We start from the raw sequence: 25226 nt of genomic DNA on the forward strand, positions 1-25226 counted from the left end.
ATTAGTTGTCACATGACGTTGTCACTTTTGGTTGGGAGTTTGCCAAGATAAGTTTACTAAAACATTTCCAGCCGCTTCGGAGGGTGTATGAGAGTTTCAATTCTTTTCCTTTTGTTCGTTGCTCAAATGGTCGCTGCGAACCAAGAGATAAAACTCAGTTTGTCCTCACAATTGGATGGCGGTCACTCCTTTTATCACGAGTTATTGTATGAGTCGTTAACCGATCTCGGTTACAAAGTGTCGATCTCAAGCCCTAGTGAGCATATTCCTCAGAAACGCGTGGTTAAAATGGTTGAGAGTGGAGCGCTCACGCTCACTTGGTTACTACCCACACCAGAACGAGACGAAAGGTTCGTTGTGGTACCTGTGCCGTTAACCAACGGAATGATTGGCAAACGGATCTTACTCATCCCTCCCCAATTACAATCACAATTTGATGCAGTTAACAGCCTCGATGAACTGCAACGTTCGGGTTTAGTGGCGGGGCTCGGTATTAACTGGTTTGATGTCGCAGTGTGGAAAACCAATCAACTTCCAGTTTATCTCGCCGATGGTGAGTGGCGCTCTCTTTACAGGCTGATTTCTACGGATGGAAAAGTGAACTACTTTCCAAGGGGACTTAATGAGATCGTGTCTGAGGCGGAGCTTAACCCTCATTTGGCGATTGAGCAGCGTTTAATGCTGCAATATGATCGAGATTTTTATTTCTATTTGTCACCGCAAGCAAAAGAATACCAGCCCATCATAGAGCGTGCGCTTCGGAAAGCGAAAAGTTCTGGGCTGCTCGATAAGATCATCACTAAGCATTGGGGACGAACGTTTCAAGTCATAGACCCAGCCAAGCGTGTCGTTATTCGACTCACCACCCCGAACGCCAAATCGCAAAATAACTAGCCGGATCTTGCTGTAAGCGTATAAAATCTAATAATAAACCTTTAGACATGTTTTAACCGGTGAGTCTTCGATGGAAAGTGTTTTTATTGTTGTTGCTATCTTGGTGATCTTTTTCTTTGTTGTGCAGCAGCGATACCTTAAGCAAGATGAGTTAAAAGACAGTGCTTACAAAAAGAAAGGACCTTTGCTCAATATGCAAGAGTCTGCCTTTTATAACGCTTTGGTTACCGCGGTCGGTCAACATGGCGTCGTGTTAGCCAAAGTCAACATGAGCAATGCCATCGCACCTTTGGCAACCAATAAGAAAGAATGGTTTATTGCAAACAATCGCATCGCAAAGAGCTACTTTGACTTCGTCGTGTGTGACCCACGCACCTTGCACCCGAGAGTCGTGATCGAACTCGATAACGGCAAAGAGTTGGATAAAGGGAAGGTCGAACGACAAAAGCTCTTGATGCACGTTTGTAAGTCTGCTGGGGTGCCTTTGATTGGCGCGAGCATTAAGCACAGCTATCAAGTTGGACGACTAAGACGCTTACTGGCGGCGCATATTGATCTGATTGAGCCAGAAAAAGAAGTTCGATTTTGTAAGCGCTGCGGTAGCCCAATGGTGATCAAAATTGCTAGCCAAGGTGAACACAAAGGGCGTCGTTTCTTTACGTGTAGCCGTCAGCCTCATTGTACCTACACGGAAAACTATAATGTAGTCTTTGATGAAGAGGCATCATAGAGCCTTTAAGATAATAAGAGACTGACACTGGTTGAGCGTGAGCTCGTGGGAAAGCAATTTTCCCAAGCGCTTATCACATCAAGCAAGGGTTAAGAGGTTGATCTAGTGGTTAGTATTAGTGATTAAGAACTGGCTGAGGTCACTGCCTCTTGACTTACCATCACTTGATTTCGACCATTTTTCTTCGCTTTGTATAGCTCTTTGTCGGCCTCTTTTAGCACAGACTCCAAGCTATCGAAGTGGTGGCACTCATAAACACCAATACTCACGGTGAGTTTAATGGGGGCTTCCGCACCACTGAAGGAGTATTGCTCGATGGCTTGGCGAATAAGCTCAGCTTTGTACTTAGCGTGCTGTAGGTTTGAGTTGTGCAGTGCGATACAAAATTCCTCCCCACCTATGCGATAGACTAAATGTTCATCGCATAATGCATCAAGCAACGCTGCGGTTTCAACTAAGACTTTATCGCCGACATCATGCCCATATTGGTCATTCACTTGCTTAAAATAATCCAAATCTAATATCAAAAGAGATAGCGGCACTTTTGCACTTTCATTGTGATAGCGGTTGAAATTGTGCACCAGTGCGTGACGATTGTAGACTCCGGTAAGAGAGTCCCGTGAAGCAAGCTGCCCTAATGACGCTTCAGAGGTTTTTCGTTTCACTTCCAGAATGTGGGAGGTAAGCCAAATACAGCAAAAAGTCAGGGCGAAATTGATCGCTAAATGAGCACTGTCAACAAAACTACATTCAATGATTTTGTAGCTAACCGTCATTAGAACGGTCAAAAAACCCGCTCCGGTCGCGAGCGTTCCTTTACGCCTCCCCAATATGAGATAGAACAAGACAGGGAACAAGCAAGCCCAAGTGAACAAGCCATAGGATAAGGGATAGACGAAAGTCGCATAAGTAACCAGAGATATCAGCGTGAACACATAACTGACCGTTAACGGTGCGCCTGAAGAGTGTTGGTAGGTGTTGTAACTAACAAACAGCGAGATAAGGCTAAACGTCGCTAAAGGCCATATTTGAATCGGTTCTGCACCGCCTAAAAAGTTGAAAATGCTAAAAATTGCAGACATACAGGCAAGCATAAGGCTTAACCAAAAAAGGACAGCCCGACGTAAATGTCGAGAAGGATGAAATATATCTAGCTCCATGTCCTTACTTCCTGCATTAATATGCTCTATAGCGAATATCAGACCATAGTATGCTTTTAGTTGCGGGAATCAAGATTGTATCGGGCTCAAGATCACATAATTAAAACGAGAATCGTTGCTTTTGTGAACAGACTAGTCCAAAAGTACTGTTGTTGAATAGCTATGCATTTAACTCAAAGGTAATTTATTTTGAAATATAAAAGAATTCCCTTCGGGTTGGTTCTTTACCGTATGAATGCGTAGGAAAACAAAGGGGAAAGCATGCTGAACAAATCGCCAGCATGCTATTGAGAGGGTTACTCGTAGTCTGAAGCGTAAGTTTCTTCATATGAGTGTGAGTAAAACTCGAACAAATTACCAAACGGGTCTTCTAGGTAAACCATTTGCGCTTGTTTCAGCTCATCTTCCGGATGGTAACGCATAATATCCATGCGAACCTTACCGCCAAACTCTTCAACGCGTTTAATCGCCGTTTCAAATTGTTCTTTTGATACTTGTAGACAGAAGTGGAAGATTCCTAAGCGAGAGAAATCCACTACGTGACGCTCTTGACGTTCTTTCATTTCGAATAGCTCAACACCAATACCGTCTGAAGTCACAAGGTGAGCGATGTTAAAGCCTTTAAAGCCTTCTCCGAATACAGCGATACACATGCGGCCGATTGCAGTTTCACGTTCTTCAATCACTTTGGTGTTGTTCATAACAATACGAAGACCGAGTGCTTTGGTGTAAAACTCGACGGCTTTGTCCATGTCGCCAACCATGATGCCTACGTGATTCATTTTCATAATATGCTCCAAAATTCGTTGTGTGTTTCGTTTCAATGGAGAGAAGTGTAGGGTTAGCGTTGGCAAAATAAAAATTATTGATAATTATTATTTTAATAAATATTGGTTATCAGCAAGGGTGGTTGCAAACAGGAAATTAGCAAGGCGTGCTTTGTCAAAAATATCGTTATAGAATTCGAGATATTTCACGAAATGGAACTGACTGTTCTAAAATGAAAAGTAATTACAAAATATGAGTGGTTATTTTGTGTTCCTACCCCTTTAGAGTAGTTTAATTTTGTAATTGATTTACATCATGTATTAATTATTTTTCATAATTAACAATGCGCTCAGATAAGAACCTAACCCTTAGGAAGTAATATGAGCAAGTTGAAGCTAGTCGTTATTGGTAACGGTATGGTAGGGCACCGTTACATTGAAGACTTAGTCGAGAAAGCGGACGCATCTCAGTACGAGATCACTGTTTTTTGTGAAGAACCACGTGTCGCTTATGACCGTGTCCACCTTTCTTCTTACTTTTCTCACCACACTGCGGACGAGTTATCTCTAGTTAAAGAAGGTTTCTACGAGAAGCATGGTGTGAATATGTTAATTGGTGAACGTGCCATTAACGTAAACCGCGAGAAACGTATCGTTCATTCAAGCACAGGTCGTGAAGTTCAATACGACAAGCTGATTATGGCAACTGGCTCCTTCCCATTTGTTCCACCTATCAAGGGACGTGAAAGCAAAGACTGTTTTGTTTACCGTACTATCGAAGATCTCAAAGCGATCGAAGCGTGCGCGAAGAAGAGCAAAGTCGGTGTAGTTATCGGTGGCGGCCTACTTGGTCTTGAAGCGGCGGGTGCATTGAAAGCGCTGGGCGTTGAAACTCACGTGGTGGAGTTCGCACCGAAGCTGATGGCTGAACAGCTAGACCAAGCGGGCGGCAACCAACTACGCCAAAAAATCGAGAGCATGGGTGTTAAGGTTCACACAAGCAAAAACACACTCGAAATCGCTCCTGAGGGTAGAGAATCACGCAACGTTATGCGTTTTGCAGACGGCACTGAACTAGAGACAGATTTCATCGTTTTCTCTGCAGGTATTCGCCCACAAGATAAGCTGGCTCGTGACATGCAGTTGGATGTAGCACCACGTGGTGGTATCGCCATTAACGACTTCTGTCAGACGTCGGATGAGAACATCTACGCGATTGGCGAGTGTGCGTCTTGGAATGAAACCTTCTACGGTCTAGTCGCTCCTGGTTACAAGATGGCTACTGTTGCGGTTGACCACATTGTAGGTAACGACAGCAAGTTCGAAGGTGCTGATATGTCGGCAAAACTTAAGCTTCTCGGCGTAAAAGTTGGCTCTATCGGTGACGCTAATGGTCGCACTCCTGGTTGTAAGAGCTACGTTTACCAAAACGAAGAGCAAGAAGTTTACAAACGCTTAATCGTATCAAAAGACAACAAGAAGCTTCTTGGCGCAGTAATGGTCGGTGATACCTCTGATTATGGCGATCTTCTGCAGCTACTGCTTAACGAAATCGACCTACCAGAACACCCAGACGCATTGATTCTGCCAGCTCACGTAGGTGCAGAAAAACCAACACTAGGTGCAGATGCTCTGCCTGACTCTGCGGTTATCTGTTCTTGCTTCGACGTAACAAAGGGCAAAATCGCCGAAGCCGTTGCACAAGGTCACCATACGATTGGCGACATCAAAGCAGTAACGGGCGCAGGTACGGGGTGTGGCGGCTGTATTCCACTTGTTACCTCTGTGCTAAATGCTGAACTTGAAAAAGCAGGCGTTGAAGTGAAAGCAGACGTTTGTGAGCACTTTGCTTATTCTCGCCAAGAGCTTTTCCACCTAGTACGCATTGGTGAAATCAAATCGTTTGAAGAATTGCTAGAGAAACACGGTAAAGGCTACGGCTGTGAAGTGTGTAAACCACTAGCAGGCTCTATCCTTGCTTCATGCTGGGGTGACCACATCCTTAAGCCATCTCTGGTTAAACTGCACGATACCAACGATAACTTCCTAGGTAACATGCAAAAAGACGGTACTTACTCTGTTATTCCACGTATGGCAGGTGGTGAAGTTACGCCACAAGCACTTGCTGCACTTGCAGAGGTTGCTGCGGAATACAACTTGTACACCAAGATCACAGGCGCTCAACGTATCGGTCTATTTGGTGCACAGAAAGATGACCTTCCTGCAATCTGGAAAAAGCTAATCGAAGCGGGTTATGAAACGGGTCAGGCTTATGCGAAAGCACTGCGTATGGCGAAAACGTGTGTTGGCTCTACTTGGTGTCGTTACGGCGTTCAAGATTCAGTTGGCCTTGGCGTGATGATCGAGAATCGTTACAAAGGCATTCGCACTCCTCATAAGATGAAGTTCGGTGTGTCTGGTTGTACTCGTGAGTGTGCAGAAGCGCAAGGCAAAGACTTGGGCATCATCGCAACAGACGCGGGTTGGAACATGTACGTGTGTGGTAACGGTGGTATGAAGCCTCGCCATGCAACATTACTGGCCGGTGACCTAGACCAAGAAACCCTCATCAAATACATCGACCGATTCATGATGTTCTACATCCGCACTGCAGCGCCACTGCAGCGCACATCAGTATGGTTTGAAAACCTAGAAGGTGGCATTGATTACCTACGTGACGTGATCATCGAAGACAAGTTAGGTATTAATGACCAACTTGAAACAGACGTAGCAAAATTGGTTGAAGAGTATCGCTGTGAGTGGACTGACACGATTAACGATGAAACTCAGCTTAAGCGCTTTGCGCACTTTGTTAACTCTGATGAGCGCGATGACAACGTTAAGTTTATCACGGATGGTCGTAGTCAGCATCGCCCTGCAACATTCACTGAAAAACACTCTGAAGCCATTGTTAAGAAGCATCAGGGCGACATCATCCACGTTGAGACAGTTTAAGGGGAGACAACATCATGGCATTTACAAAAGTTTGCAACATTGAAGACATCATCCCAGGCACTGGTGTAGTGGCACTGTTTGAGGGGGAGCAAGTGGCTATCTTCCGCCCACGAGCAACGGAAGAAGTCTTTGCAATCAACAATATGGACCCATTTTTTCAGTCAAATGTACTGTCTCGTGGCCTGATTGTTGAGCACGATGAGCAATTATGGGTAGCAAGCCCACTTAAGAAGCAACGCTTTAACCTAGCAACTGGTGCATGTATGGAAGATGAGCGCATGAGCGTGAAATCGTACAAAGCACGGGTTGCGAAGGGCAAAGTAGAGATAGCGGCTTAATCAAGTGTTAAACGAGATCTAATAGCTTAAAGGCTCGCCACCTTTTGGCGGAAAACAAAGAAATTCGCGAGCCTTTCACTATTCGATTTTAACTTTTTACTTTCAATTTTGAATAAGGACACATTCATGTCTACAGATTTTAAACCTGCTGAATTCGTGCAAACTATGATCAATGTTGGTGAAGCTAAGACGAAAACGAGCACTCGTGATCTGCTTCTTCGCGGCACAATGGCGGGTATCATCTTATCGCTTGCTGTTGTGGTTGCGATTACCACAATCGTACAAACGGGTGTGGGCGTCGTTGGTGCGTTGGTCTTCCCAGTTGGCTTCGTTATTCTTTCGGTGATGGGATATGACTTGGTAACAGGTGTATTTGGTCTCGCGCCACTGGCTAAGTTTGAAGGTCGTCCTGGCATTACTTGGAATCGTATCTTCCGTTGTTGGGGCCTTGTTGGTCTGGGTAACCTTATAGGTTCTCTAATCGTAGCTTACCTAGTGGCAATCTCTCTAACGGGTAACTTCTCTCTAGAACTAAACGCAGTAGCGAAGAAATTCATCGCGGTTTCTACTGCACGTAGCCTAGGTTTTGAAAACATGGGTATGGACGGATGGATCACCTGTTTCGTGCGTGGCATCTTCTGTAACCTGATGGTGTGTCTAGGCGTTATCGGCAACATGACAGCACGCACGGTAGCTGGCCGTGTCGCAATGATGTGGTTCCCAATCTTCATCTTCTTTGCACTCGTGTTCGAGCACACAGTAGTCAACATGTTCCTATTCCCACTAGGTATGATTCTAGGCGCGGACTTTGGTATTGCGACTTGGCTGAACTTTAACCTAATCCCAACCATCCTAGGTAACATTGTGGGTGGTCTGATCATGACTTGTATCCCGCTTTACCTAACTCACGCAAAAACGGCACCTTCTCTAAATGATGAAGAGAATGTGAACGCAAAACCTGTGCTAGCAAAATAGTGATGTAAAGACCTCGCGCTAAAATGTGGGGTCTTGTTTCTTTCTCGAGTTTCACTCTGTTTGAATATAAACAGTCTTTATTCCGCCGCTTCGCGCGAGTTTGACTCTTTATATCCAAATTTATTAATAGGCATCGACATGAGCGTGACGACAAATTCTCAAATCAACCAAGGCTTCGTATCACTTGTTGGAGCAGGGCCAGGCGATCCAGACCTACTAACAGTGAAAGGCTATCGAGTTATTCAACAGGCCGACGTTGTTGTGTATGACCGACTGGTGTCTGCGGAAATCCTCGCGCTAGCAAACTGCACTGCGGAAATGATTTATGTGGGTAAAAAGTTAGATTTTCACTGCGTCCCGCAAGATCAGATTAACCAACTGTTAGTAGAGAAAGCACAACAAGGTAAGCGAGTCGTACGTTTAAAAGGTGGAGACTCGTTCATCTTTGGGCGAGGTGGGGAAGAGTTGGAAGAACTTGCACAGCATGGAATATCGTTTGAGGTGGTACCGGGTATTACCGCAGCAGCAGGTGCTACTGCGTATGCGGGGATCCCACTCACTCACCGAGACCATGCGCAAAGCGTTCAGTTTATTACGGGCCATGTACAAAAAGACGGTCGTGAGATTGAGTGGCACTCATTAGCGCAATCGAACAATACGCTTGTGTTCTATATGGGTCTTAAGCAAAGCGGCTATATTACTGAGAAGTTACTCGAAACAGGTTTAGACGCTGAGATCTCTTGCGCCATCATTGAGAACGGTACCCGTCGAGAGCAACGTGTATTTACCGGCCCACTAAAAGATTTGCCGGATATGGCGAAAAAAGCCGTGAGCCCAGCACTTATTGTAGTTGGTAGCGTCACCTCGCTACACGACAAGCTGAATTGGTTTAACTAGCCACGAGCTTGGCGGCATATCGGGCTAAAAAATCGATAACCAAATGGGTTAGCTTACTGAAAACGTCAAGCAGTTCTGTTACAGTCTCGGCGTTGCAGTAAGGGTAATCTAATCATGGAAAAAATCGCTATCTTCGTCGATGTGCAAAACATCTACTACACCACCAGAGATAAATATCGCGCAAACTTTGACTACAACGAGTTTTGGTACCTTGCAACTGAAGGGAAAGAGGTCGTGGAGGCGAAAGCCTACGCCATTGCTTCAACGGATCCAAAGCAAAGGCAGTTTCACCACATCTTGAGAGGAATTGGCTTTGATGTGAAGTTGAAGCCTTATATCCAGCGTTCAGATGGCAGTACCAAAGGGGACTGGGATGTTGGCATCGCGTTGGATGTGTATGAGGCCGCAAACAAAGTCGACCGCGTGATTCTGTTGTCAGGAGATGGCGATTTTGAAATCTTGGTTGAGCGCATTCAGCAACGATTTGGAACCAAGGTGGATGTATACTCTGTTCCTGGTCTTACCGCACAAGCCTTGATAGACGTGTGCGATAAACATATTCCGATTGAAGAGAACTTATTGCTCAGAAGAGTCGGCTGAGGTTGACTCTTGCTCGCTGAGCTCGGTTGAAGTTTGTTCAGTGTTATCTTCTGATTCAAGTTTTGCACGCTCAGCTTTGGAGATATAGCGAGGCTTATTGCTTTTATGTAGCTTCGCGTTTTTCTTCTTAAGTTTCGCCTTCAAGATACTGTTGATCTTCTTTTTACGATTCATGGCTTTTGGTCTGCTGTCTAAATGTGGCGCGCATCATACCGAACTTACCAGCAAACCACAAAAGATAACGTTACAGAGCGGGTTGCAAAACGTGTGGTGTGGCAAATGCTCGATTAAATTCTTTTACCGGTAACGGGCGACTGATCAGATACCCTTGCCCGTATTCGCAGCCTAATTGTTCGAGTAGCAAGCATTGATGTTCGGTCTCGATCCCCTCAGCGACGCTTTGCATTTTCATACTTTTCGCGATAGATAGAATCGCTTCAATCAGAGATGTATTGTTGTTCTCTGGCGATAAACAAAAGATGAAAGAGCGATCTATTTTAACGCCATCAAACTGGTACTCTTGCAAATAACTTAGCGATGAATAACCGGTACCAAAATCGTCGAGCCAAATTTTGATCCCCAAGTCGCGGATTCCCGCCAACACTTTTTTGATGCGCTCACTGTCAGAAAGCAGCAGCGTTTCGGTGACCTCGACGTGAAATGCGCAAGCTGGGAGATGAAATTCGCTGAGCACTTGCTGAAAAATTCCCACCAAATCTTGTCGATGTAACTGCCTAGGCGATAGGTTTAATGCGATGTAAAACCCCCGACCATATTGGCTTCTCCATTCTGCCGCTTGCTTAGCGGCCAGTCGAATCAGGTACTCGCCGAGCTGAAGAATAAAGTCTGTAGACTCTGCGACGGGTATAAACTTATCTGGGCCAATGTAACCTTGTGTCGGGTGATTCCATCGGACAAGCGCTTCGGCACCCACAATACGTCTTGTCTCGGTATGAAACTTAGGCTGATACCAGAGCTCGAACTGGGACAAGTCATCCATCGCTTTACGCAGCTCTCGTTCAATATACAAGCGTTCTTCAATCGATTTGTCCATTTCGCGTGTGTAAATGCTGTAAGCATTCTTACCTTTTTGCTTTTGCTCAAACATGGCCAACTCAGCATGTCGACACAGTAGATCCGCGGAGTTGCCAAAGTCGGGATAACACGCCACCCCAATGCTGGCACTGCATGCGAGCTTGTAGCGCTCATGTTCAATCGGCTCTGTGACTGTGGTTAATACGGCGTTGGCAATGGAAGTGATTCGAGTATCACGCGAGTAAGGCACCATCAGCATAAACTCGTCACCACCGACTCGTGAGAGGATCACCGAATCGGTAAGTGTCGTTTCGGCAAGTCGACGCAAGCGAGTACAGACATGCTGAATTACATCATCACCGATATGGTGGCCGTAATTGTCGTTAATGAATTTGAAATCGTCGAGGTCAATAAACAACACCGCGAGTAATTCGTGTTGCTCCGTTGCGATAGCTTCGTCAAGCAATTGAGTGAAACGCAGGCGGTTGGGTAACCCAGTGAGTTGGTCATGAAATGCGAGGTGCTGGATATGATCTGTGTGGCGAGTGACGGAGTGCTGCATCTCGTTGAAGGCGTCGACTAGGCGATTGAGTTCTTTGTAAGGGGCAGAATTCTCTATGGGTTTGAAACGACCTGACTTGGTTTGCTGGAGCTGCTTGATGATCTGAGTGATGGGGTTAGCAAATGAGTTTGCGACGCTATAGGCCATCGCGACACCGCACACAAGCCCAATGGCGGAAAACACAATTTGCCAATGACGCATTCGCAGACTGTCTTGCTCGCCAAGCGTATCGATCTGCTCAGCGCTGTTTTTGAGTTCAGCAATCAAGCTGTGTTTATTTAGCTCCAAATAGAGAACGCCAATCGGATTCCCCGGCTCGGAAATAGGCGAGGCGACCAAAAAACGCCCCTCGTCATGTCTTGTAACGGTACTTTGAGTGGCGAGTACCTGTTTGATCATATCTGGATGAGCGTTAGGCAAACCATATCGAACAATGTCTGGTGTACCATCGTGAAAAATCAATCCTTCTTTGTCGACGATCTGAATCGTTTCCACATTGGGTTGGCTTAGGTTGGTTTGCAAAAGGTGCAACGCTTCCGAAACATTGTAGTGATAAAGAGGGTTGAAGGTTTGCTGGCTAAGGGTCTGAGCCAGCGAGATCGCTTGTTGCTCAACTTTTTTCTGTAACGTCTGTTCGACGCTTTGGGTAATCTTGTCTAGGTTCTGCTGCGATTGTTGCTCATAAGCAACCGTGTAAAGGATAAAATTAAGCGCACAAACTAGAGCGACAACGCAAGCTGATGAGAACATCAGGTGTCCTTTGAATCCGATGTTCTTCATTACTTACTTTTGTTCCTCAAACTGGCTTAAAAGCTGTTCCGCTTCGTCGAGTAGTTTTTCTGCATTACTATCTATAACGGAAAATCGCTTGGTTTCTTGATAGCTTTGCAGCACTTTTTTCCCCATGTCAGATTGATCTAAATTGAGTAAAACGGATCTGAGCTTTTCCGCTACCGCTGGGTCCAGTTTCGAAGAGACACTGATGATAGAGCGAGGGTAATGACCTGTTTGAGCGAACATGTGCAAGCGCTGTTTGAGTGCTGCCGGGGTGTCTTTGGGGTTTGTCCAGTTTGATGAGCTGTAAGCGATGGCATCGACTTTACCCTTGGCCGCCCACATACTCATGTTGACCTCATTGGTTTCCCTTAGCCGGTCATCAAAAAAGAAATAGCCGATTTTATCACTGTCAGGTTGTTGTTGCGCTGAGGTTATGTGCTGTACTTCAAGCCCTTGATTGAGCAAGGTCACCATAGGAAGAAAATACCCGCTGGTGGAATTGCGGTCTTCAAAACCAATGACTTTGCCTTGAAGTTCGGATAAGTCGTTATAACGCTGACGGTTGTTGGCGACAAAAACAGAGCTATAGCTGGCTTCGCCTTTCTTCCATCTCACCAAAAAGGGCTGAGCTTGCGCTTTATTCTTCAGCAACAGCGCGGGATAAATGGTTGAACTAATCAGGTCGATGCGACCAGATTGTAAGTCTGAGGCAAGTTCATCGATAGAAGAGTAGACGTGAACTTGTGCGCCCTCAAATCCAGAATCAGCCAACTGTTTTGCAACATACGAGAATAGCGGGTAGCTGTCTTTGATGCGCTTGTTTGGCTTCGAGGAGATGACACCATAATTGAGAGTGCGTGCCGATGTGTTTTGTTCCGCATGTATTGGATGGGAGAATCCCACGCAAGTACATACAAGTATCAGAGCGACTGCTTTTGAACTGATGGTCATCTACGTTTTACCTCTTTCATGGTACGCTGTACTTTTTATCATGACGCGAGGTCAATTGGAAGTTTATAGGTCAGCTATTAACAAAGACAAAAACTATAATTTGCTAATTATGCGGCAAGCAACACGATTATCTGGCAATAAGTTTGATAATAATCAACTCGTTTCTCAATAACGGGACATAAGTATCACTCAATACACAAGTGTTTAAAATGGCGTTAAATGAATAATGGGTCTATTTTCGTAGCTGCAGTTTTGCAACACGTTTACTCAATGTGTAGATGCGTTTGAGTGCTTCAACCCATTCCATTTGAATACGGAAAATATCCAAACGTTGCTCGGTCGCTTGTGAGAGTCGCTCAGCTTGAAGCTCCAATATTGACTCCAATAATACGTTGATCTCCCGTTTTGCGCTCAGCACACTCTCGGCCAATTGACGATCACCACGTCGGGTGGCATTCACACTATCCAATAACGCTTGGTTCACTCTTGCATGGGTTCGATCTAGCGTTTTTCTCATTTCGGGGCTCGCCGTGAGATTGGCGTCGAGGGTCTTATAGCTTAACGGGAGCATGGAGTTAACGACTAAGTCTGCCACGCTCTCTAGTTGGTCGGTAATACTCACCAGTTTGATTTGCAAGCGACTTTCCTCTTTGGTCAGAGGGGACTGGCGCAACTTTCCTAAGTACGCGAGGATTTTGGCGTGGAGTATATCGACTTCATCTTCAACTTTTTCGATCTCTCTTAAAGCTTGTCGAATGGATTCTTTGTTTTGTTCATTATGGACAGGGGTGGCTAATGGGGGGAGTTGATTCACCATGTTAGCAACACGTCGCCCTAATCGGCCAATTTCAAGGTGAGTTTGTTCAAGAGCGATATCGGGGGTCGCCAAATATTCAGGTTTGATGTATTTGAGTTCGACTTTCTGCTGCTCTTTGTTAGTCGCAGTATGCGGCACGAGCTTTTTAACGGCGGTGACAAAGAAAGCGCTTAACGGCAGCATGATTAAGGTGTTAGCCACATTAAATAAGGTATTGGCGTTGGCGATTTGGCGCGGCGTTTCTGCTGCCAAGCGCTCCATACCGGTTAAGTCGACGTAACTTGGCGAGATAGAAGTGGACGCAAAGGCGATAATGCTGATTGCGGGTAGCCATATCAATACCCCCGCGAGATTAAAGATAAGGTGAATCGCAGAGGTCTGTTTTGCTTCGGTACTTTTGCCAATTGCGGCCAATAATGCGGTCACACAAGTACCAATGTTCGCTCCCATGGCCATAGCAATACCGGATTCGAGCGAGATAAATCCTTGGCTTGCAAGTACGATGACAATCCCTGTTGTGGCAGAGGAAGATTGAACCAATGCAGTAAAGGAAGCGGCGAGAAGAATGGCAAAGATGGGGTTATCCATTTTGGCCATAAAATCAATAAAGGGCTGAAACACGCGAAGTGGTGACATCGCTTCGCTCATCAGGTTCATGCCTAAAAACAATAGGCCAAGACCAAACAGGATGTTGCCATAGTTTTTGTTTTGTTGCTGTTTGGATGCCATTTCAACAGCAAAACCGATCGCTATCATCGCCATGGCTGCTTTTGTCACTTTGAACGCGATGATCTGAGCCGTGACAGTGGTACCGATGTTAGCACCCATAATGACGCCAACCGCTTGGTTCAACGACATGAGACCAGCACTTACAAATCCCACAACCAGTACCGTTGTAACGGAAGAGGATTGGATTACCGCAGTCAAACCGGCTCCGGTGGCGACAGAGCTGAGCCGCGTTTTGGTTAACGTCCCGAGTACTTGCTTCATCTTGCTGCCAGCGGTGCGTTTTAAAGCATCTGACATCTTCTCCATCCCATAGAGAAACATAGCCAAACCGCCAAATAGGCCCATTGACATGGAAATGTAGTCGAGTTGGCTCTCTGAAGTCTCCGCCAGAGCGCATGGTGAAGCGAGTAAGATCAAGAATAGAAGGGCAGTCAGCATAGCGATACTTATTATTGTTTTTTATAAGTATAGGAGAAATTTACTAAAACAGAGGAGAGGTTAACTGCTTGAAATAAAGAGGGAAGAGGTCAGAATGCAAAAAAGCCACACCTTGGTATGGCTTAAGACAATAACAAAAAGTTAGTGACTGCTTAAAGTCGTGGACTTGAGAAGGTTTATCACAGTGTAAACTGTAATCCAACTGTCACTGCTGTCTCTGGCTTTAGGCGTTTTGCGTATTCCATGCCGATCGTGAATCCAAAAACTGAGCCAAATTGAAAGACGTTGTTGATTCGATAGGTATCCTTCGCGATGTCAAAGAAGTCGTGCTGGTATGTGGCGTCAACCAGCCAATGTTGTGCGACTTGGGCTCTTAGACCGCCCTTGCAGTAGGCTGCTTGCTCAGAATGTGATGACGTTTTATCTGTATCGGCATAGTAGTTAATAACACCGCAAGATAAAGGCATTCTAGCAACAGGCGAGATCGGGGTGTTAAATCCAGCACCAACTTTCCAAGAATCGATAGAAGAACTGAAGCGGGTAATGAAGTCTGCGTTACCTTCCAAGAAAACCGTGTCGGTGACACTCAATCCAAGGTCAAGGTATAAGCCACCATAAGTTTTGCTCTCGTCATTGACGTATTTATTATCTGAGTAGGGTTCAAAGGCCCCTTTTCTAAGGTGGGCATGTTTATAGCCAAATCCAATGTGGGACATTTGAGCAACTATGTTGCTATCAGCGATTGTTGCAAATGAAGTCAGCGAAAGAAGGGGCAGTAAAAAGAGTGATTTTTTGAGCATAATAAACGTTTTATGTCGATTCGGAACCGCCCAACTTTATGCTCATATCTATGTAAGATCGATGAAAGTTTCGTAAGCCTGTGTAAGTGATACACAACTTACAAATACAACAAAGCCCGCTAAAAAGCGGGCTTTGCGTTTCGTTCACTGAGAACTAAATTTGGTGGGTCCGGGCGAACTCGAATCGCCGACCCCTACCATGTCAAGGTAGTACTCTAACCAACTGAGCTACGGACCCAAATTTAATCTTCGGCATACTTTGGTTTTAGTATGGCTTTAAGGAGTGGTGGGTCCGGGCGAACTCGAATCGCCGACCCCTACCATGTCAAGGTAGTACTCTAACCAACTGAGCTACGGACCCATTCCTTAAGAACGAGATGGATATTACCGAGAGTTATTCTCGCGTGCAAGAGCAAATTATTGGTTTTTCTACCGTTTGCTTTACATCTAATCAAAAAGCCTGTTTTTTATACGCCGTGGCCGAATAAATGTGCACTAAATCATGTTTTAATTTTCGTTTGAGGTGAGCTTATCTACCTCGTCCATCAAACATAACGATAATCGTGCGAGTAATAATATCAATATCCATCGCCAACCATGAGCGTAGCGAGCGAAGCGAAAGGGCGTAGCTGTGGTCAAAGCCTACTTTTCTGCGTACATCGTCAATACAGGTATCATAGCCTTGGTTTACTTGAGCAAGTCCAGTAATGCCTGGCATTACGCCATAAGTTCGATCAGCAAAGAAGGGGATCGCGTTTTCCAGTTTACTGTAGAAACTTGGGCGCTCTGGTCTTGGTCCAATCAACGACATTTCCCCACGAATCACGTTGAACAATTGTGGAATCTCATCAAGGCGTGTCTTTCTGAGGAAACGGCCCACAGGCGTAATGCGAGGATCGTTTTCTGTCGCCCAAACGGCACCGGTACGCTGCTCGGCATCTTGATACATAGTGCGAAACTTGATGATTTCGAAGAACACCATTTTTTCTGGCGTCGATTTACCAACACGTAGCTGTTTATAAAACACGGGCCCGGGTGACGAGAGCTTAATCGCGATAGCAATAAACGGCAGGATTGGTAAAAGCAGGATCAAAGCCACAACCGAGCCAGTAAGGTCAAACAGACGCTTTGCAAAGTAGATGCTCATTGGGGTAGTTAAAATACTCATCATAAACTCCTTAGTGGTTCACTTTTGACCACTTGCCGGTTTCAATACCAAGTAAGTAACGGACGCCACCGACGAAGTTGGCAAGGTGCCCGGCAACAATATACAGAACTAACTTGCACACTTTGTGCTTGAAGATAAACGGAAACTGATAGCTAAGATATGCAAGGCAGTAAACAGCCAGTTGGCCTGCACATAAAACTGCAAATAGCGGTGAATGTAAAAGCAAGGCAGAGCTTAGCAAGCACGCAATCATTAGGTATGGGGTGACCAGTCTTAATCCTTTACCTGAAAGAAAAGCAAACGCGACTCCGCCGTGTCTTGGGAGGAACATTTCAGCAAGCAGGATGGCTTGCTGCATGTTGCCAGCGGAAATACGCAAGCGGCGTTTGAAATCCATGCTCTCTGATGAGGCTTCCAGTTCAAGGGCTGTCATGTTTGCGTCATATTCGGCAAGGTAACCTTTTTTAACGATGTTCATCGGCAAGATGAAATCATCATTGATGGTGTTGGCTTGCAATTGCTCAAACAAACGCGTTCTGAATAGATAGAAGGCTCCGTGCGCACCAAGTGTTGAGCCGAACGTGGCTTCGTTCATTTTGACTTGGCACTGGTATTGCCAGTACTTTTGCTCACCTTTGTTTTGCGTATCAAACAAGGTATAAGCGCCATTGACTACGCCCACTTCTGGGTTACTAAAATGCTTATTGGCTCTCCAGAGTGCATCGAGAGAGATGATGGCAGAAACGTCGCTCAGTGCGGTGATATCACTGGTGATGTGTTTCATTTCATCATTGACTACCGCCACCTTGCCGCGGTTGGTCTCATGAGCGTGAATTTCAAAATGGGTATCGCAACAGATCGCTTCTTGAATTGTCTCTTCGGCCACCAAGACGGTGTTGTCGGTGCAACCATCGCAGGCAATGATCACTTTGAACTTTTTCTTTGGATAATCTAAAGATGCGAGATTACGGATCTTGTCGGCGATCCACTGTTCTTCGTTGTACGCGGGAATCAAAATGGTCACGGTTGCGCATTCTTGATCCGCATTCTGCGTTTTGAAGCCACGTGTTTGATGGCGTAATGCCTTCAGTGGGTGACTTTTCGAATACCAAGCAAGAATCACGGGGTAGCCCACGTGGTGGTAGACGATCAACAACGCACCAACAGAAAAAATAAGCATTAAAATTGTATCGCTCATGCGAGTTTCTCCTCAGTCAATGCGTTGTAGGCGTGAACCATTTGGCGGATATCATTGTTGGAATGCACAAATGCTCTAGGGCGGGCGATTATGGACGCTTTAAGCGCCGATTCTAGAGCGCAAGCGAGGGCAACGGCGTCTTCGCTATCCACCAAAATGCCCGATTCAGGGTCTAGGGTTTCGTCTGTCGCACCCACATCGGTGGCCACTGTGATAATGCCGCATGACTGAGCCTCTAGTGTTGAGAGCGGAAAGCCTTCAGAGCGCGAGGGTAAGCAAAACACATCTAGAGCTTGATAAAAGCGGGGCATATCATCGACTAAGCCGAGGAAGGCGACTCGATTTGCTACTCCGAGCGCGCGAGCTTGATCCTCTAGCGTTTCCCGCTCGCTGCCGTGCCCAGCGATAACTAAATGAGTAGAACTCGGCATATGAGAAAACGCCTCAATCAGTACGTCATGACCTTTGACTGGCTCCAGTCTTCCCGCAGAGCCAATGATCTTGGCGTCTTCTGGTAATCCTAGCGATTGGCGAGCGAGCAACTTCGCACCCGGTTTGAAACGTTCACAGTCAACGCCGTTTTTGATGACCGAGAGGTCGTTGTAAGCGAAATATTGATGAATTTGATCGCGCACGCGTTTGGCGTCTGCCACTACTTTCGGCTTGGCAATTTTCAACGCTAGACTTTGTAGGAAACGGTGTTTGAAAGCCTGCAAGTGCCACGCATCGTGCTCGGTATGAATTCTAGTATGAACACCAGCCAGCCTTGCGGCTACCGCGCCATAAAGTAATGGACCAATATGGTGGGTATGAACGCAGTGTGGTTTGAGCAAGCGAAACAGGGTATGGAGTTGACGAAAAACTTGCCCACTGCGACCCGCGGGCTTGTCTAGAAACATGAGCTGGTTTTGGTAGCGTGCCAATTTTGGCCAGTGGGCGATGGCGTCTGCTTTGTTTCCTTCTAGGCTCACAATCATAACGCGCTGACTAGGGTTCGAAAATGCCAACATATTTAGCGCAAGCGCTTCTAAGCCTCCAGGGGCGAGGTGTTGCACGACATGGATAATGAGTTTTTGTTGGATTGCCATTGTGTGACCTCTCTTAAAGCGGGTAGTCAATACCCTAATTTCACTTATGTCTTTCTGGATAATTTGCATAGGTCGTGCCAACTAAAAACTCTTATATAAACAATGATTTGTGATTGTTTTTCATCTTCCTTTTTCAAATTGGTCAAAATGAAATGCGAAATGATTGGAACTATTTCATTTTGGGTAGATAGGTGAGCACCGGTGCCTTGGTGATGGTTTCGATCTCTTCGATTCGTCGAATGGAAGAGTTGAAAAGCTCAATGAAGGTCGCAACACCGCCCCCCAAACCTATCCCTGCGACTAAACCAGCAAGGATGAACACAATCACAGGTAAATTAGACGGGTGGCTAGGTGTGTAAGGTAAGTCGATGATCTTAACACGCTTACTTTGCTCGAATACGCCGAGTGAGCCAGTAAGCTGCGCCATTTCATAGCGTTGAACCAGTTCATCATACAGCTGTCGCTTGAGGTTAACTTCTCGCTCAAGTTGATAAAGCGTTCTTGCGCGGTCACCAAATTGATTGGCTGACGTTTCTAGCTCTTCAATCATGGCTCTCAAACTCTTGGTTTCTTCAGTGAGCGATTCATAGCGGCTACGTACGAGTTGCAAATTGTGCAACTGTGTCACCAGTAAAGGTTGGACTTCGCCAAGTTCGGATAAACGGCCGCTACTCGCGATATCCCACAATTGGTTACTGTCAACGCTGGGTTGCTCGAGATTAATCAGTTGGCTTCTCTCGCTTTCGAGGCGGCGAAGTTCACGCTCTTTACCTTGAACCGCACTGTGACTATTGGTGTACTTTGCTTTTAGCAAGGTGAGTGCGCTGCGCGTTTCGATGATCTGCTCCTCGATTTTACCGACGACGGGGTTTGTACGGGAGAGCTGTTGATCCAAGGAGCCCAAACTGCGTTTCACCCCCGCGAGCTCAGCCTCTTTCTCTGCCAAGCTCTGCTTCAATGAGGCAAGGCGAGAAAGGCTCTGACTTTGCATTTCAGGCGTGACGGATGAAAACTCGTTTTTGAAATTTGCCAGTTTGACTTCAGCGTTTTCCAACGCGGTTTTACGTTCTTCAATGTGGATGGCAAGAAATTCAGCCGAGTCTTTAATCGATGAACGTTCCGGAGCTAGAAGCTGCTCTATAAAGTGATCGCTGATTGACTCCAACAATCCTTTCATACCGTCAGGTCGAGGCGCGGTTAGCGTGATTTTCAAAAAGTCTTTGCCTGGCTGAGTCACGTTCAGACTGGCAGCAAGGCGGTTGATCACGCGATCTTTTTCAAGCGGCGACATGGCGTCATTAATGAGTTGGTGCTCAATGGCCACTGCGGTTAACACATGGCGACTTTTCAGCAGGGTACTCAAGGCGTTGAGTCGCTCTTTAAGCATGGTTGAGACGGCAATATCTTCCAGAAACGGGTTCATTTTTGCGGTTTCTTGAATCAACATACTGGTGTGTGAGACATAATTAGCGGGCGCCATTTTGCCAATAAAGTAACCCGCAAACGGAAAGATCAAGATGGGCAACACAATGATGTATCGCTGTCTCCACGCCGCATTCAGTAACACGATCAGTCGTAATTTAAGCTCGGTCATATGGCCTCCAACAAGCGAGATAACTCGATACTTCGGCTGTCCCAACTTTCGTCAATGAAATGCATGTGGGTTTGCTTACTGGGTTGTTGCTGGACACGGTCGAGTGCAGCGCTGAACTCGTTGACGGTTTGGGCAAACTGCAGCTGGTTTTGGTACGGATATGCCGCTGGAAAAGGCGATGAAATGACCGCCGAGCCTGCTGCGAGATACTCTTTGAGTTTTAACGGGCTGCAAGCGCGAATTTGATCATTAAGTAGAAACGGCAGTAATCCGACGGTCCAATGCTGGCTATATTGTGGAAGCTCGTGATGCGCTTTCGCGCCCAGATAATGCACATTGGGTAATCTTGGTAGTGGGTTATGCGATAGCTCTAATGGGCCGATAAAAACAAACTCCCAATCAGCGCGCTGCTTACATAGCTGTTCGAGCATCTTGTAGTCGAGCCAGTTCGATAAGCTGCCATAAAACCCCGCAATAGGCTTTCCGTTGCTGGGCAAATCTAGGGCGCGAGGGTGCGGCTGGGTAAACAAAGAGACATCAACGCCATGGGGCAGAAAGTGGGTTTTGGCGCGCGGAAACTTGAGGCATAGCTTGTCACTTGCCGCGAGCACAAGATTGGCGTGAGAAACTAAGTCCAATTCATGTTCGCGAACGACATCATGATCAACACCCGCTAAAGAAGTAAAATCATCGCCGCAGTAGTAGACCACCGCTGACTCGTTGAGGTGGCCACACACATCGGCGGCTGTCGGTAGTGAGGTCCAAAGGATCGGCTCTTTAAGCTGCAGCATTTTGATGATGGGTTTAAGCTGGCTGACCATCAGCTGTTTCGCCATGGCTCTCGCAAAGGCCGATGAAGGCGCTGGTATGGTTTTAATATTGGCAACATGGATGTTGGGATGCTGCTGCGACGAAGTTTGGTATCCTTGCTTCGCTTTACCGAGCAATTTATTCCAAGCTCTCCCGATGTCATTTTTGCTCAATCGTGGCTGACGCAAACCAATGGAGTTGACCCAGAGTACGCGGCGGTCATCGGTCAAACGTGTGATGAGGTGTTGGGTGCTAGAAGGCAGTCCGCCAAAGTCTTCACCAAAAACAATAAGATCACGCATCTTAAACCTCCGACTTATCCAGTGAACGAACGACTTTTGCAGGGTTACCGACTGCAACCACAAAGGGCGGTACATCCTTTGTCACAACACTTCCCGTGCCGATGATAGAACCTTGACCAATGGTGACGTTGGGGCAGATGGTGACGTTGGTGCCGATCCACACGTCTTTCTCCAGTAAGATGTCGCCAATGTCTTGTTCCAAATCGCCATCGCCTTTCGCTCGCAATGCAGCATCCATTGAGTGACCGGAATAGCCAAAGAAAAAAGCGCGACCCGCTATGCGAACGTTGTCTTGAATTTCAATTTTCCGACCAACGGCGAACGTGCTTTGCCAGCCGATATCCACATTGCTGCCAACGATCAATTGAGGACGGTGAGTCTGTGGGCGACCGCTGAAGGTGGTTTGTCCGGAAATGCGGCAATCATCACCGATCGAAATTTCGAGAGGACCAGATACAAATGGAACGCCCCCAAATAGATACAAACCTCGACCATACTGGCTCAGGCGCCCTTTAAATGCAGGCGTATGAATCAATACTCGCAAGACGCTGGCTATGACGCTGTTAAACAGGTTATACAGCGCAGCTATCAGAGTGTTGAACCACCTTGGGGTGGGTAGATCGCACGCTCTGACCGCTTTCAAAATGAGAAACACTTTGCGAGAGGTTGGGTTGTCACTCTCTTTAAGCCAAATTTTTAATCCGTTGAGTTGTTGCGTTAGCATAAGCCCATCCTCAATTTACGAGTTATGAGTTAGCTATTACACAGAGCGTGCCAGAAAATAACCTGAACAATTACAAATAGTTAAACTATCTTAACTGTCGCTTTGAGCGGTTTTCTCATTTTGAGTTGAATTTTGAGTGATGCGAGAGATAGCAATGCACAGCGCGGCCAAGATATAAATCGGCCAAGTGAAGCCTTGTGTCAGGAAAGTGCCAGAGACAATGGTGCCGACAATGCCAGCATAAACCGCCATAGAAGTCGCAACGAAGAGTGGTGAGAAAAGTGCAGGGTTTGCGTCGAGGCTTTTCATGGTTTGCCGACTGGTTTTGAGTAAGCCAATGATTAACCAGATAAACACGAGAAGCCCCAAAAAACCTGTTTCAGCTAAGACACCAAACCAAGTGCTGTGTACAGCGTGATTCAACCCGTCCCAATGTGGGCTGTAGAAGAAGTAGTTGACGTAAAAGTTATCTAGGCCAACGCCAGTTAGCGGATTGCTAACCGCCATTTTGAATGCTGCTTCCCACGCGTATAAACGCCCCATAGCTGACGCATCAATCCCTTCTTCGGCAGCGCCGCCTGATTGTCTGTCAGAAATACCCGCCGCCAAGAAAAGCGCGGATGCCGCGACAACCCCTAGGGATATGAGCAACGTTTTTGACTTTATCAATCGGAGCCCGAACATGCCAAAGACCGCCAATGAACCGAGCAACCCGCCACGACTTTGAGTCGCCAGTACTGCCCAAATGGCGAGAAGCACCCCAACAATCCCTAATAGCCTAGCCATGCCGATGTTCTTGGTGGTGGCAAATGAAATGGCAAACGCCAGCGGGAACATCAGCACCAATGAGAGATCATTTGGATCGCCGAGCATCGAGCCTAAATGGCGGCCTATCGTGACACGCGTTCCTTCGACCAATCCAATCCCGTTAAGGGAGTTAAAAATCGCGACCCCAGAGATGAGAATGCCCGAAATGATGATGAGTGTAGCGATTTTTTTCACCGCGTCTTCCGTGTCAACCAACCAAGCGATCGCGAGGGTCATCACGATGATCTTCCAGTAGATATTTTTAAAAAATGCAATCGAAATACCCGGGTTGGACGCAAAAACAATCCCAATAATGACAAGCAACCAAAAAGCAGCAAGTTGGGTTAAGTTTGGATGCCAGTAGGTTTTTACCTGACGACTGATAATGGTATGCCACATGAGCGCAGACAACGCCCCGAGTGAGAGTAGCAACGGGATTTTCAAAGAGTACAGCGCGGGGAAGGCTTCGTGAATTCTGAAAAAAGAGAACAGAACAAACAGGCTGACCAACCAAAAAGTTTGGTTGAGCACGAACAAGATTCCAAAGGGCACTAAGCATAGAACGGCAATGAGAGCAGGGTGCGGTGCTAAACTCCAAATGCCAATAAGGAGAAAGCACAGCACTGTCATGCCAATGATTGCGGTTCTTTGCTTATGTGCAGTCACCATTTGAATGTTCTCCCTACTTTTCACCCGCCGCAGCGGTGGTCGAGAACTGTTTACGGACCTGCTTGATGTCAATCAAGTTGACGCGCTGCGCGTAGGCGATCAGTGCTAACGGTTGAAGGACGAACATTAATAGGGTCACGGATTGCGGCTGTTCGAAACTGCCACTGATGACCAACAGCGAGCTCAAAGCGATCAGCCCTAGCGTAGCACCAGTATGATAAGGAAGTGGCAACAACCGCTGACTCATGATGAGTGCAAACAGGAATCGGCTGACTTGGCCACACAATAGCGCAACCAAAATGGCGTAGACCCCATGTTCAATGGTAAGCGCGCCAACGATAAACGCGATGACGATAGCAACGAGATTAATCGACAATAATTTGGTGGTCTGCTTGGCATGGAGAATACCAATATTGATCATTTCAGTGAGCTCTTTGAACACCATAATCAAAATAGTAATCGCGACCAATTGCGCTGCTTGATGATAGTTTGCTGGCAGCGCTAGCGTGATAAACAACTGGCTCGCCCAAGATAAAGTCACAGCAATCACACAAAGCAACAGCGCGCCCTGTTGAATGGTTTTTGCGACCGCCAAATTGCCTTGAGTCTGTTGTACCTGAAATCGTCTTGGCATCCACCACATGTGAAAGGGTTGAATCATGATGCCCACGCCTAGGGCAAACTTTGCTGCGATGGCGTAAATGCCAAGTGTTTCTAGATCTGTATAGCCGGCAATAAACCAACGCTCTGCGCCGCTTAGTGCAAACGCGACCATTGCAGACAGCATTAAAGGAGAGGAATAGCGCAAATAGCTTTGCAGTTGTTCACGGCTTGGTAGGCGAATGCTAAATGGCAAGTAGACATGCAAAAACAAAAACTGCCCCAGTGTGCAAATGACATTTGCAGCGAAAATAAGTGTCACGTCTGGGCGATAAAACAAAATCATAACCAGTAACGCCACTTGTACAATAACGGTGGTGACGCACAGTTTGAAAAACAGCATGGCTTGATTGTGAAGGCGCAACCAAGCAAGCCCAATCGCGAGCGGCGCTTCATAGCAAAGCACAATACCGATTAAAAATGACTGGCTTTCACTGATGCTCTCAATAGGCGCACCGATAAGGTTGTAAAGGGTGAAACACGCTATCCCTAGGCCAGATGAGATCAGCAGCGTTGCGGTATAGAGCTCACTCGCTTTGCGCTTTTGGGTGTCATGGCAATCAATGGTTCCAATGAAACGGTAGAGATTCTCGTGCATGGCTAAGCCAATGACCATCGAAAAAAAGACCGCTGTGATGCCGATAAACTCAAGCTGACCGAGTTGAACAGGAGAGAGGTAATGCGCCATCAATGGAAGGGTAAACAGCGAGATACCCTTCATCAAAAAGAGGCTAACTGCATAAAGGCTCATGTTTTTAAGAGGATTACTCGCCATGTCCGC

At 46.5% G+C, this 25226-nt stretch carries 22 protein-coding genes and 2 tRNA genes; 7 read left to right on the top strand and 17 right to left on the bottom strand.

Annotation, left to right across the window (positions count from 1 at the left end):
- Positions 1–87 precede the first annotated feature (87 nt).
- The gene (locus RJ47_RS18135) at positions 88–894 is read left to right on the top strand and encodes a hypothetical protein (protein ID WP_039486007.1); all 807 of its coding nucleotides are present in this window, start codon (positions 88–90) and stop codon (positions 892–894) included.
- A 70-nt stretch (positions 895–964) separates the two neighbouring features.
- Positions 965–1624: a DUF2726 domain-containing protein gene (locus RJ47_RS18140; RefSeq protein WP_005473818.1), complete on the top strand. Its 660-nt coding sequence runs from the start codon at positions 965–967 to the stop codon at positions 1622–1624.
- Positions 1625–1746: 122 nt separating this feature from the next.
- On the opposite strand, the gene RJ47_RS18145 is transcribed toward RJ47_RS18140, so the two are convergent.
- Positions 1747–2784 (bottom strand): GGDEF domain-containing protein, encoded by a 1038-nt coding sequence (locus tag RJ47_RS18145; protein WP_039486009.1) that lies wholly within the window; start codon positions 2782–2784, stop codon positions 1747–1749.
- A gap of 296 nt (positions 2785–3080) precedes the next feature.
- Positions 3081–3572: a VOC family protein gene (locus tag RJ47_RS18150; protein WP_038187021.1), complete on the bottom strand. Its 492-nt coding sequence runs from the start codon at positions 3570–3572 to the stop codon at positions 3081–3083.
- Positions 3573–3932: 360 nt separating this feature from the next.
- On the opposite strand from RJ47_RS18150, the gene nirB reads away from it, so the two are divergent.
- From nirB to RJ47_RS18175, 5 genes are all read left to right on the top strand, one after another.
- A complete protein-coding gene (gene nirB, locus RJ47_RS18155; protein ID WP_039486011.1) occupies positions 3933–6506 on the top strand; it encodes a nitrite reductase large subunit NirB in 2574 nt (857 codons plus the stop codon).
- 14 nt (positions 6507–6520) lie between these two features.
- On the top strand, positions 6521–6844 hold the full coding sequence (gene nirD / locus RJ47_RS18160; RefSeq protein WP_005473845.1) for a nitrite reductase small subunit NirD: 324 nt from the start codon (positions 6521–6523) through the stop codon (positions 6842–6844).
- Between the two features lie 126 nt (positions 6845–6970).
- Positions 6971–7819, top strand: a complete 849-nt coding sequence (locus RJ47_RS18165) for a formate/nitrite transporter family protein (RefSeq protein ID WP_038134501.1) — start codon at positions 6971–6973, stop codon at positions 7817–7819.
- Positions 7820–7957: 138 nt separating this feature from the next.
- Positions 7958–8716 (top strand): uroporphyrinogen-III C-methyltransferase, encoded by a 759-nt coding sequence (cobA, locus tag RJ47_RS18170; RefSeq protein WP_039486015.1) that lies wholly within the window; start codon positions 7958–7960, stop codon positions 8714–8716.
- A gap of 114 nt (positions 8717–8830) precedes the next feature.
- Positions 8831–9316: an NYN domain-containing protein gene (locus tag RJ47_RS18175; protein ID WP_038134506.1), complete on the top strand. Its 486-nt coding sequence runs from the start codon at positions 8831–8833 to the stop codon at positions 9314–9316.
- Here the strand turns inward: RJ47_RS18175 and RJ47_RS18180 are convergent.
- The 15 genes from RJ47_RS18180 to RJ47_RS18250 form a co-directional block, all read right to left on the bottom strand.
- Positions 9293–9490, bottom strand: coding sequence for a DUF2986 domain-containing protein (locus RJ47_RS18180; RefSeq protein ID WP_039486018.1), 198 nt, complete (start codon positions 9488–9490; stop codon positions 9293–9295). The genes RJ47_RS18175 and RJ47_RS18180 overlap by 24 nt on opposite strands.
- A 70-nt stretch (positions 9491–9560) precedes the next feature.
- Entirely contained in the window at positions 9561–11693 is a 2133-nt protein-coding gene (locus tag RJ47_RS18185) for an EAL domain-containing protein (protein ID WP_072036375.1), read from the bottom strand.
- Between the two features lie 3 nt (positions 11694–11696).
- Complete coding sequence (locus RJ47_RS18190; protein ID WP_231565975.1) at positions 11697–12641, bottom strand: phosphate/phosphite/phosphonate ABC transporter substrate-binding protein; 945 nt, start codon at positions 12639–12641, stop codon at positions 11697–11699.
- A 232-nt stretch (positions 12642–12873) separates the two neighbouring features.
- Positions 12874–14625: a Na/Pi cotransporter family protein gene (locus RJ47_RS18195; RefSeq protein WP_231565976.1), complete on the bottom strand. Its 1752-nt coding sequence runs from the start codon at positions 14623–14625 to the stop codon at positions 12874–12876.
- A 179-nt stretch (positions 14626–14804) separates the two neighbouring features.
- A complete protein-coding gene (locus RJ47_RS18200; protein WP_231565977.1) occupies positions 14805–15341 on the bottom strand; it encodes a hypothetical protein in 537 nt (178 codons plus the stop codon).
- A gap of 245 nt (positions 15342–15586) precedes the next feature.
- Positions 15587–15663: transfer RNA gene (locus tag RJ47_RS18205), tRNA-Val, on the bottom strand.
- Between the two features lie 46 nt (positions 15664–15709).
- Positions 15710–15786 (bottom strand) — tRNA-Val (locus tag RJ47_RS18210).
- Between the two features lie 168 nt (positions 15787–15954).
- Entirely contained in the window at positions 15955–16593 is a 639-nt protein-coding gene (locus RJ47_RS18215) for a sugar transferase (RefSeq protein ID WP_038134513.1), read from the bottom strand.
- A 10-nt stretch (positions 16594–16603) separates the two neighbouring features.
- Positions 16604–17791: a glycosyltransferase family 2 protein gene (locus RJ47_RS18220; protein WP_039486025.1), complete on the bottom strand. Its 1188-nt coding sequence runs from the start codon at positions 17789–17791 to the stop codon at positions 16604–16606.
- The gene (locus RJ47_RS18225) at positions 17788–18879 is read right to left on the bottom strand and encodes a glycosyltransferase (RefSeq protein ID WP_039486027.1); all 1092 of its coding nucleotides are present in this window, start codon (positions 18877–18879) and stop codon (positions 17788–17790) included. The genes RJ47_RS18220 and RJ47_RS18225 overlap by 4 nt, the downstream gene beginning before the upstream one ends.
- 169 nt (positions 18880–19048) lie before the next feature.
- Positions 19049–20473, bottom strand: a complete 1425-nt coding sequence (locus tag RJ47_RS18230) for a GumC family protein (protein WP_038134520.1) — start codon at positions 20471–20473, stop codon at positions 19049–19051.
- Positions 20470–21585, bottom strand: coding sequence for a glycosyltransferase (locus RJ47_RS18235; protein WP_039486030.1), 1116 nt, complete (start codon positions 21583–21585; stop codon positions 20470–20472). The genes RJ47_RS18230 and RJ47_RS18235 overlap by 4 nt, the downstream gene beginning before the upstream one ends.
- A 1-nt stretch (position 21586) precedes the next feature.
- Positions 21587–22309, bottom strand: a complete 723-nt coding sequence (locus RJ47_RS18240; protein WP_039486033.1) for an acyltransferase — start codon at positions 22307–22309, stop codon at positions 21587–21589.
- A gap of 90 nt (positions 22310–22399) precedes the next feature.
- The gene (locus tag RJ47_RS18245) at positions 22400–23785 is read right to left on the bottom strand and encodes an O-antigen ligase family protein (protein WP_039486036.1); all 1386 of its coding nucleotides are present in this window, start codon (positions 23783–23785) and stop codon (positions 22400–22402) included.
- A gap of 13 nt (positions 23786–23798) precedes the next feature.
- Positions 23799–25220 carry a lipopolysaccharide biosynthesis protein gene (locus tag RJ47_RS18250; protein ID WP_039486038.1) on the bottom strand — a complete coding sequence of 474 codons (1422 nt, stop codon included), beginning with the start codon at positions 25218–25220 and terminating at the stop codon, positions 23799–23801.
- Positions 25221–25226 lie beyond the last annotated feature (6 nt).

It is taken from the genome of Vibrio sinaloensis, from assembly GCF_000808535.1.
Classification (GTDB): domain Bacteria; phylum Pseudomonadota; class Gammaproteobacteria; order Enterobacterales; family Vibrionaceae; genus Vibrio; species Vibrio sinaloensis_D.

What these genes read in the sequence shown, in the direction of transcription:
- RJ47_RS18135 (WP_039486007.1), top strand. Translation starts at nt 88, where the DNA reads ATGAGAGTTTCAATTCTTTTCCTTTTGTTCGTTGCTCAAATGGTCGCT.
- RJ47_RS18140 (WP_005473818.1), top strand. Translation starts at nt 965, where the DNA reads ATGGAAAGTGTTTTTATTGTTGTTGCTATCTTGGTGATCTTTTTCTTT.
- RJ47_RS18145 (WP_039486009.1), bottom strand. Translation starts at nt 2,784, where the DNA reads ATGGAGCTAGATATATTTCATCCTTCTCGACATTTACGTCGGGCTGTC.
- RJ47_RS18150 (WP_038187021.1), bottom strand. Translation starts at nt 3,572, where the DNA reads ATGAAAATGAATCACGTAGGCATCATGGTTGGCGACATGGACAAAGCC.
- nirB (WP_039486011.1), top strand. Translation starts at nt 3,933, where the DNA reads ATGAGCAAGTTGAAGCTAGTCGTTATTGGTAACGGTATGGTAGGGCAC.
- nirD (WP_005473845.1), top strand. Translation starts at nt 6,521, where the DNA reads ATGGCATTTACAAAAGTTTGCAACATTGAAGACATCATCCCAGGCACT.
- RJ47_RS18165 (WP_038134501.1), top strand. Translation starts at nt 6,971, where the DNA reads ATGTCTACAGATTTTAAACCTGCTGAATTCGTGCAAACTATGATCAAT.
- cobA (WP_039486015.1), top strand. Translation starts at nt 7,958, where the DNA reads ATGAGCGTGACGACAAATTCTCAAATCAACCAAGGCTTCGTATCACTT.
- RJ47_RS18175 (WP_038134506.1), top strand. Translation starts at nt 8,831, where the DNA reads ATGGAAAAAATCGCTATCTTCGTCGATGTGCAAAACATCTACTACACC.
- RJ47_RS18180 (WP_039486018.1), bottom strand. Translation starts at nt 9,490, where the DNA reads ATGAATCGTAAAAAGAAGATCAACAGTATCTTGAAGGCGAAACTTAAG.
- RJ47_RS18185 (WP_072036375.1), bottom strand. Translation starts at nt 11,693, where the DNA reads ATGAAGAACATCGGATTCAAAGGACACCTGATGTTCTCATCAGCTTGC.
- RJ47_RS18190 (WP_231565975.1), bottom strand. Translation starts at nt 12,641, where the DNA reads ATGACCATCAGTTCAAAAGCAGTCGCTCTGATACTTGTATGTACTTGC.
- RJ47_RS18195 (WP_231565976.1), bottom strand. Translation starts at nt 14,625, where the DNA reads ATGCTGACTGCCCTTCTATTCTTGATCTTACTCGCTTCACCATGCGCT.
- RJ47_RS18200 (WP_231565977.1), bottom strand. Translation starts at nt 15,341, where the DNA reads ATGTCCCACATTGGATTTGGCTATAAACATGCCCACCTTAGAAAAGGG.
- RJ47_RS18215 (WP_038134513.1), bottom strand. Translation starts at nt 16,593, where the DNA reads ATGAGTATTTTAACTACCCCAATGAGCATCTACTTTGCAAAGCGTCTG.
- RJ47_RS18220 (WP_039486025.1), bottom strand. Translation starts at nt 17,791, where the DNA reads ATGAGCGATACAATTTTAATGCTTATTTTTTCTGTTGGTGCGTTGTTG.
- RJ47_RS18225 (WP_039486027.1), bottom strand. Translation starts at nt 18,879, where the DNA reads ATGGCAATCCAACAAAAACTCATTATCCATGTCGTGCAACACCTCGCC.
- RJ47_RS18230 (WP_038134520.1), bottom strand. Translation starts at nt 20,473, where the DNA reads ATGACCGAGCTTAAATTACGACTGATCGTGTTACTGAATGCGGCGTGG.
- RJ47_RS18235 (WP_039486030.1), bottom strand. Translation starts at nt 21,585, where the DNA reads ATGCGTGATCTTATTGTTTTTGGTGAAGACTTTGGCGGACTGCCTTCT.
- RJ47_RS18240 (WP_039486033.1), bottom strand. Translation starts at nt 22,309, where the DNA reads ATGCTAACGCAACAACTCAACGGATTAAAAATTTGGCTTAAAGAGAGT.
- RJ47_RS18245 (WP_039486036.1), bottom strand. Translation starts at nt 23,785, where the DNA reads ATGGTGACTGCACATAAGCAAAGAACCGCAATCATTGGCATGACAGTG.
- RJ47_RS18250 (WP_039486038.1), bottom strand. Translation starts at nt 25,220, where the DNA reads ATGGCGAGTAATCCTCTTAAAAACATGAGCCTTTATGCAGTTAGCCTC.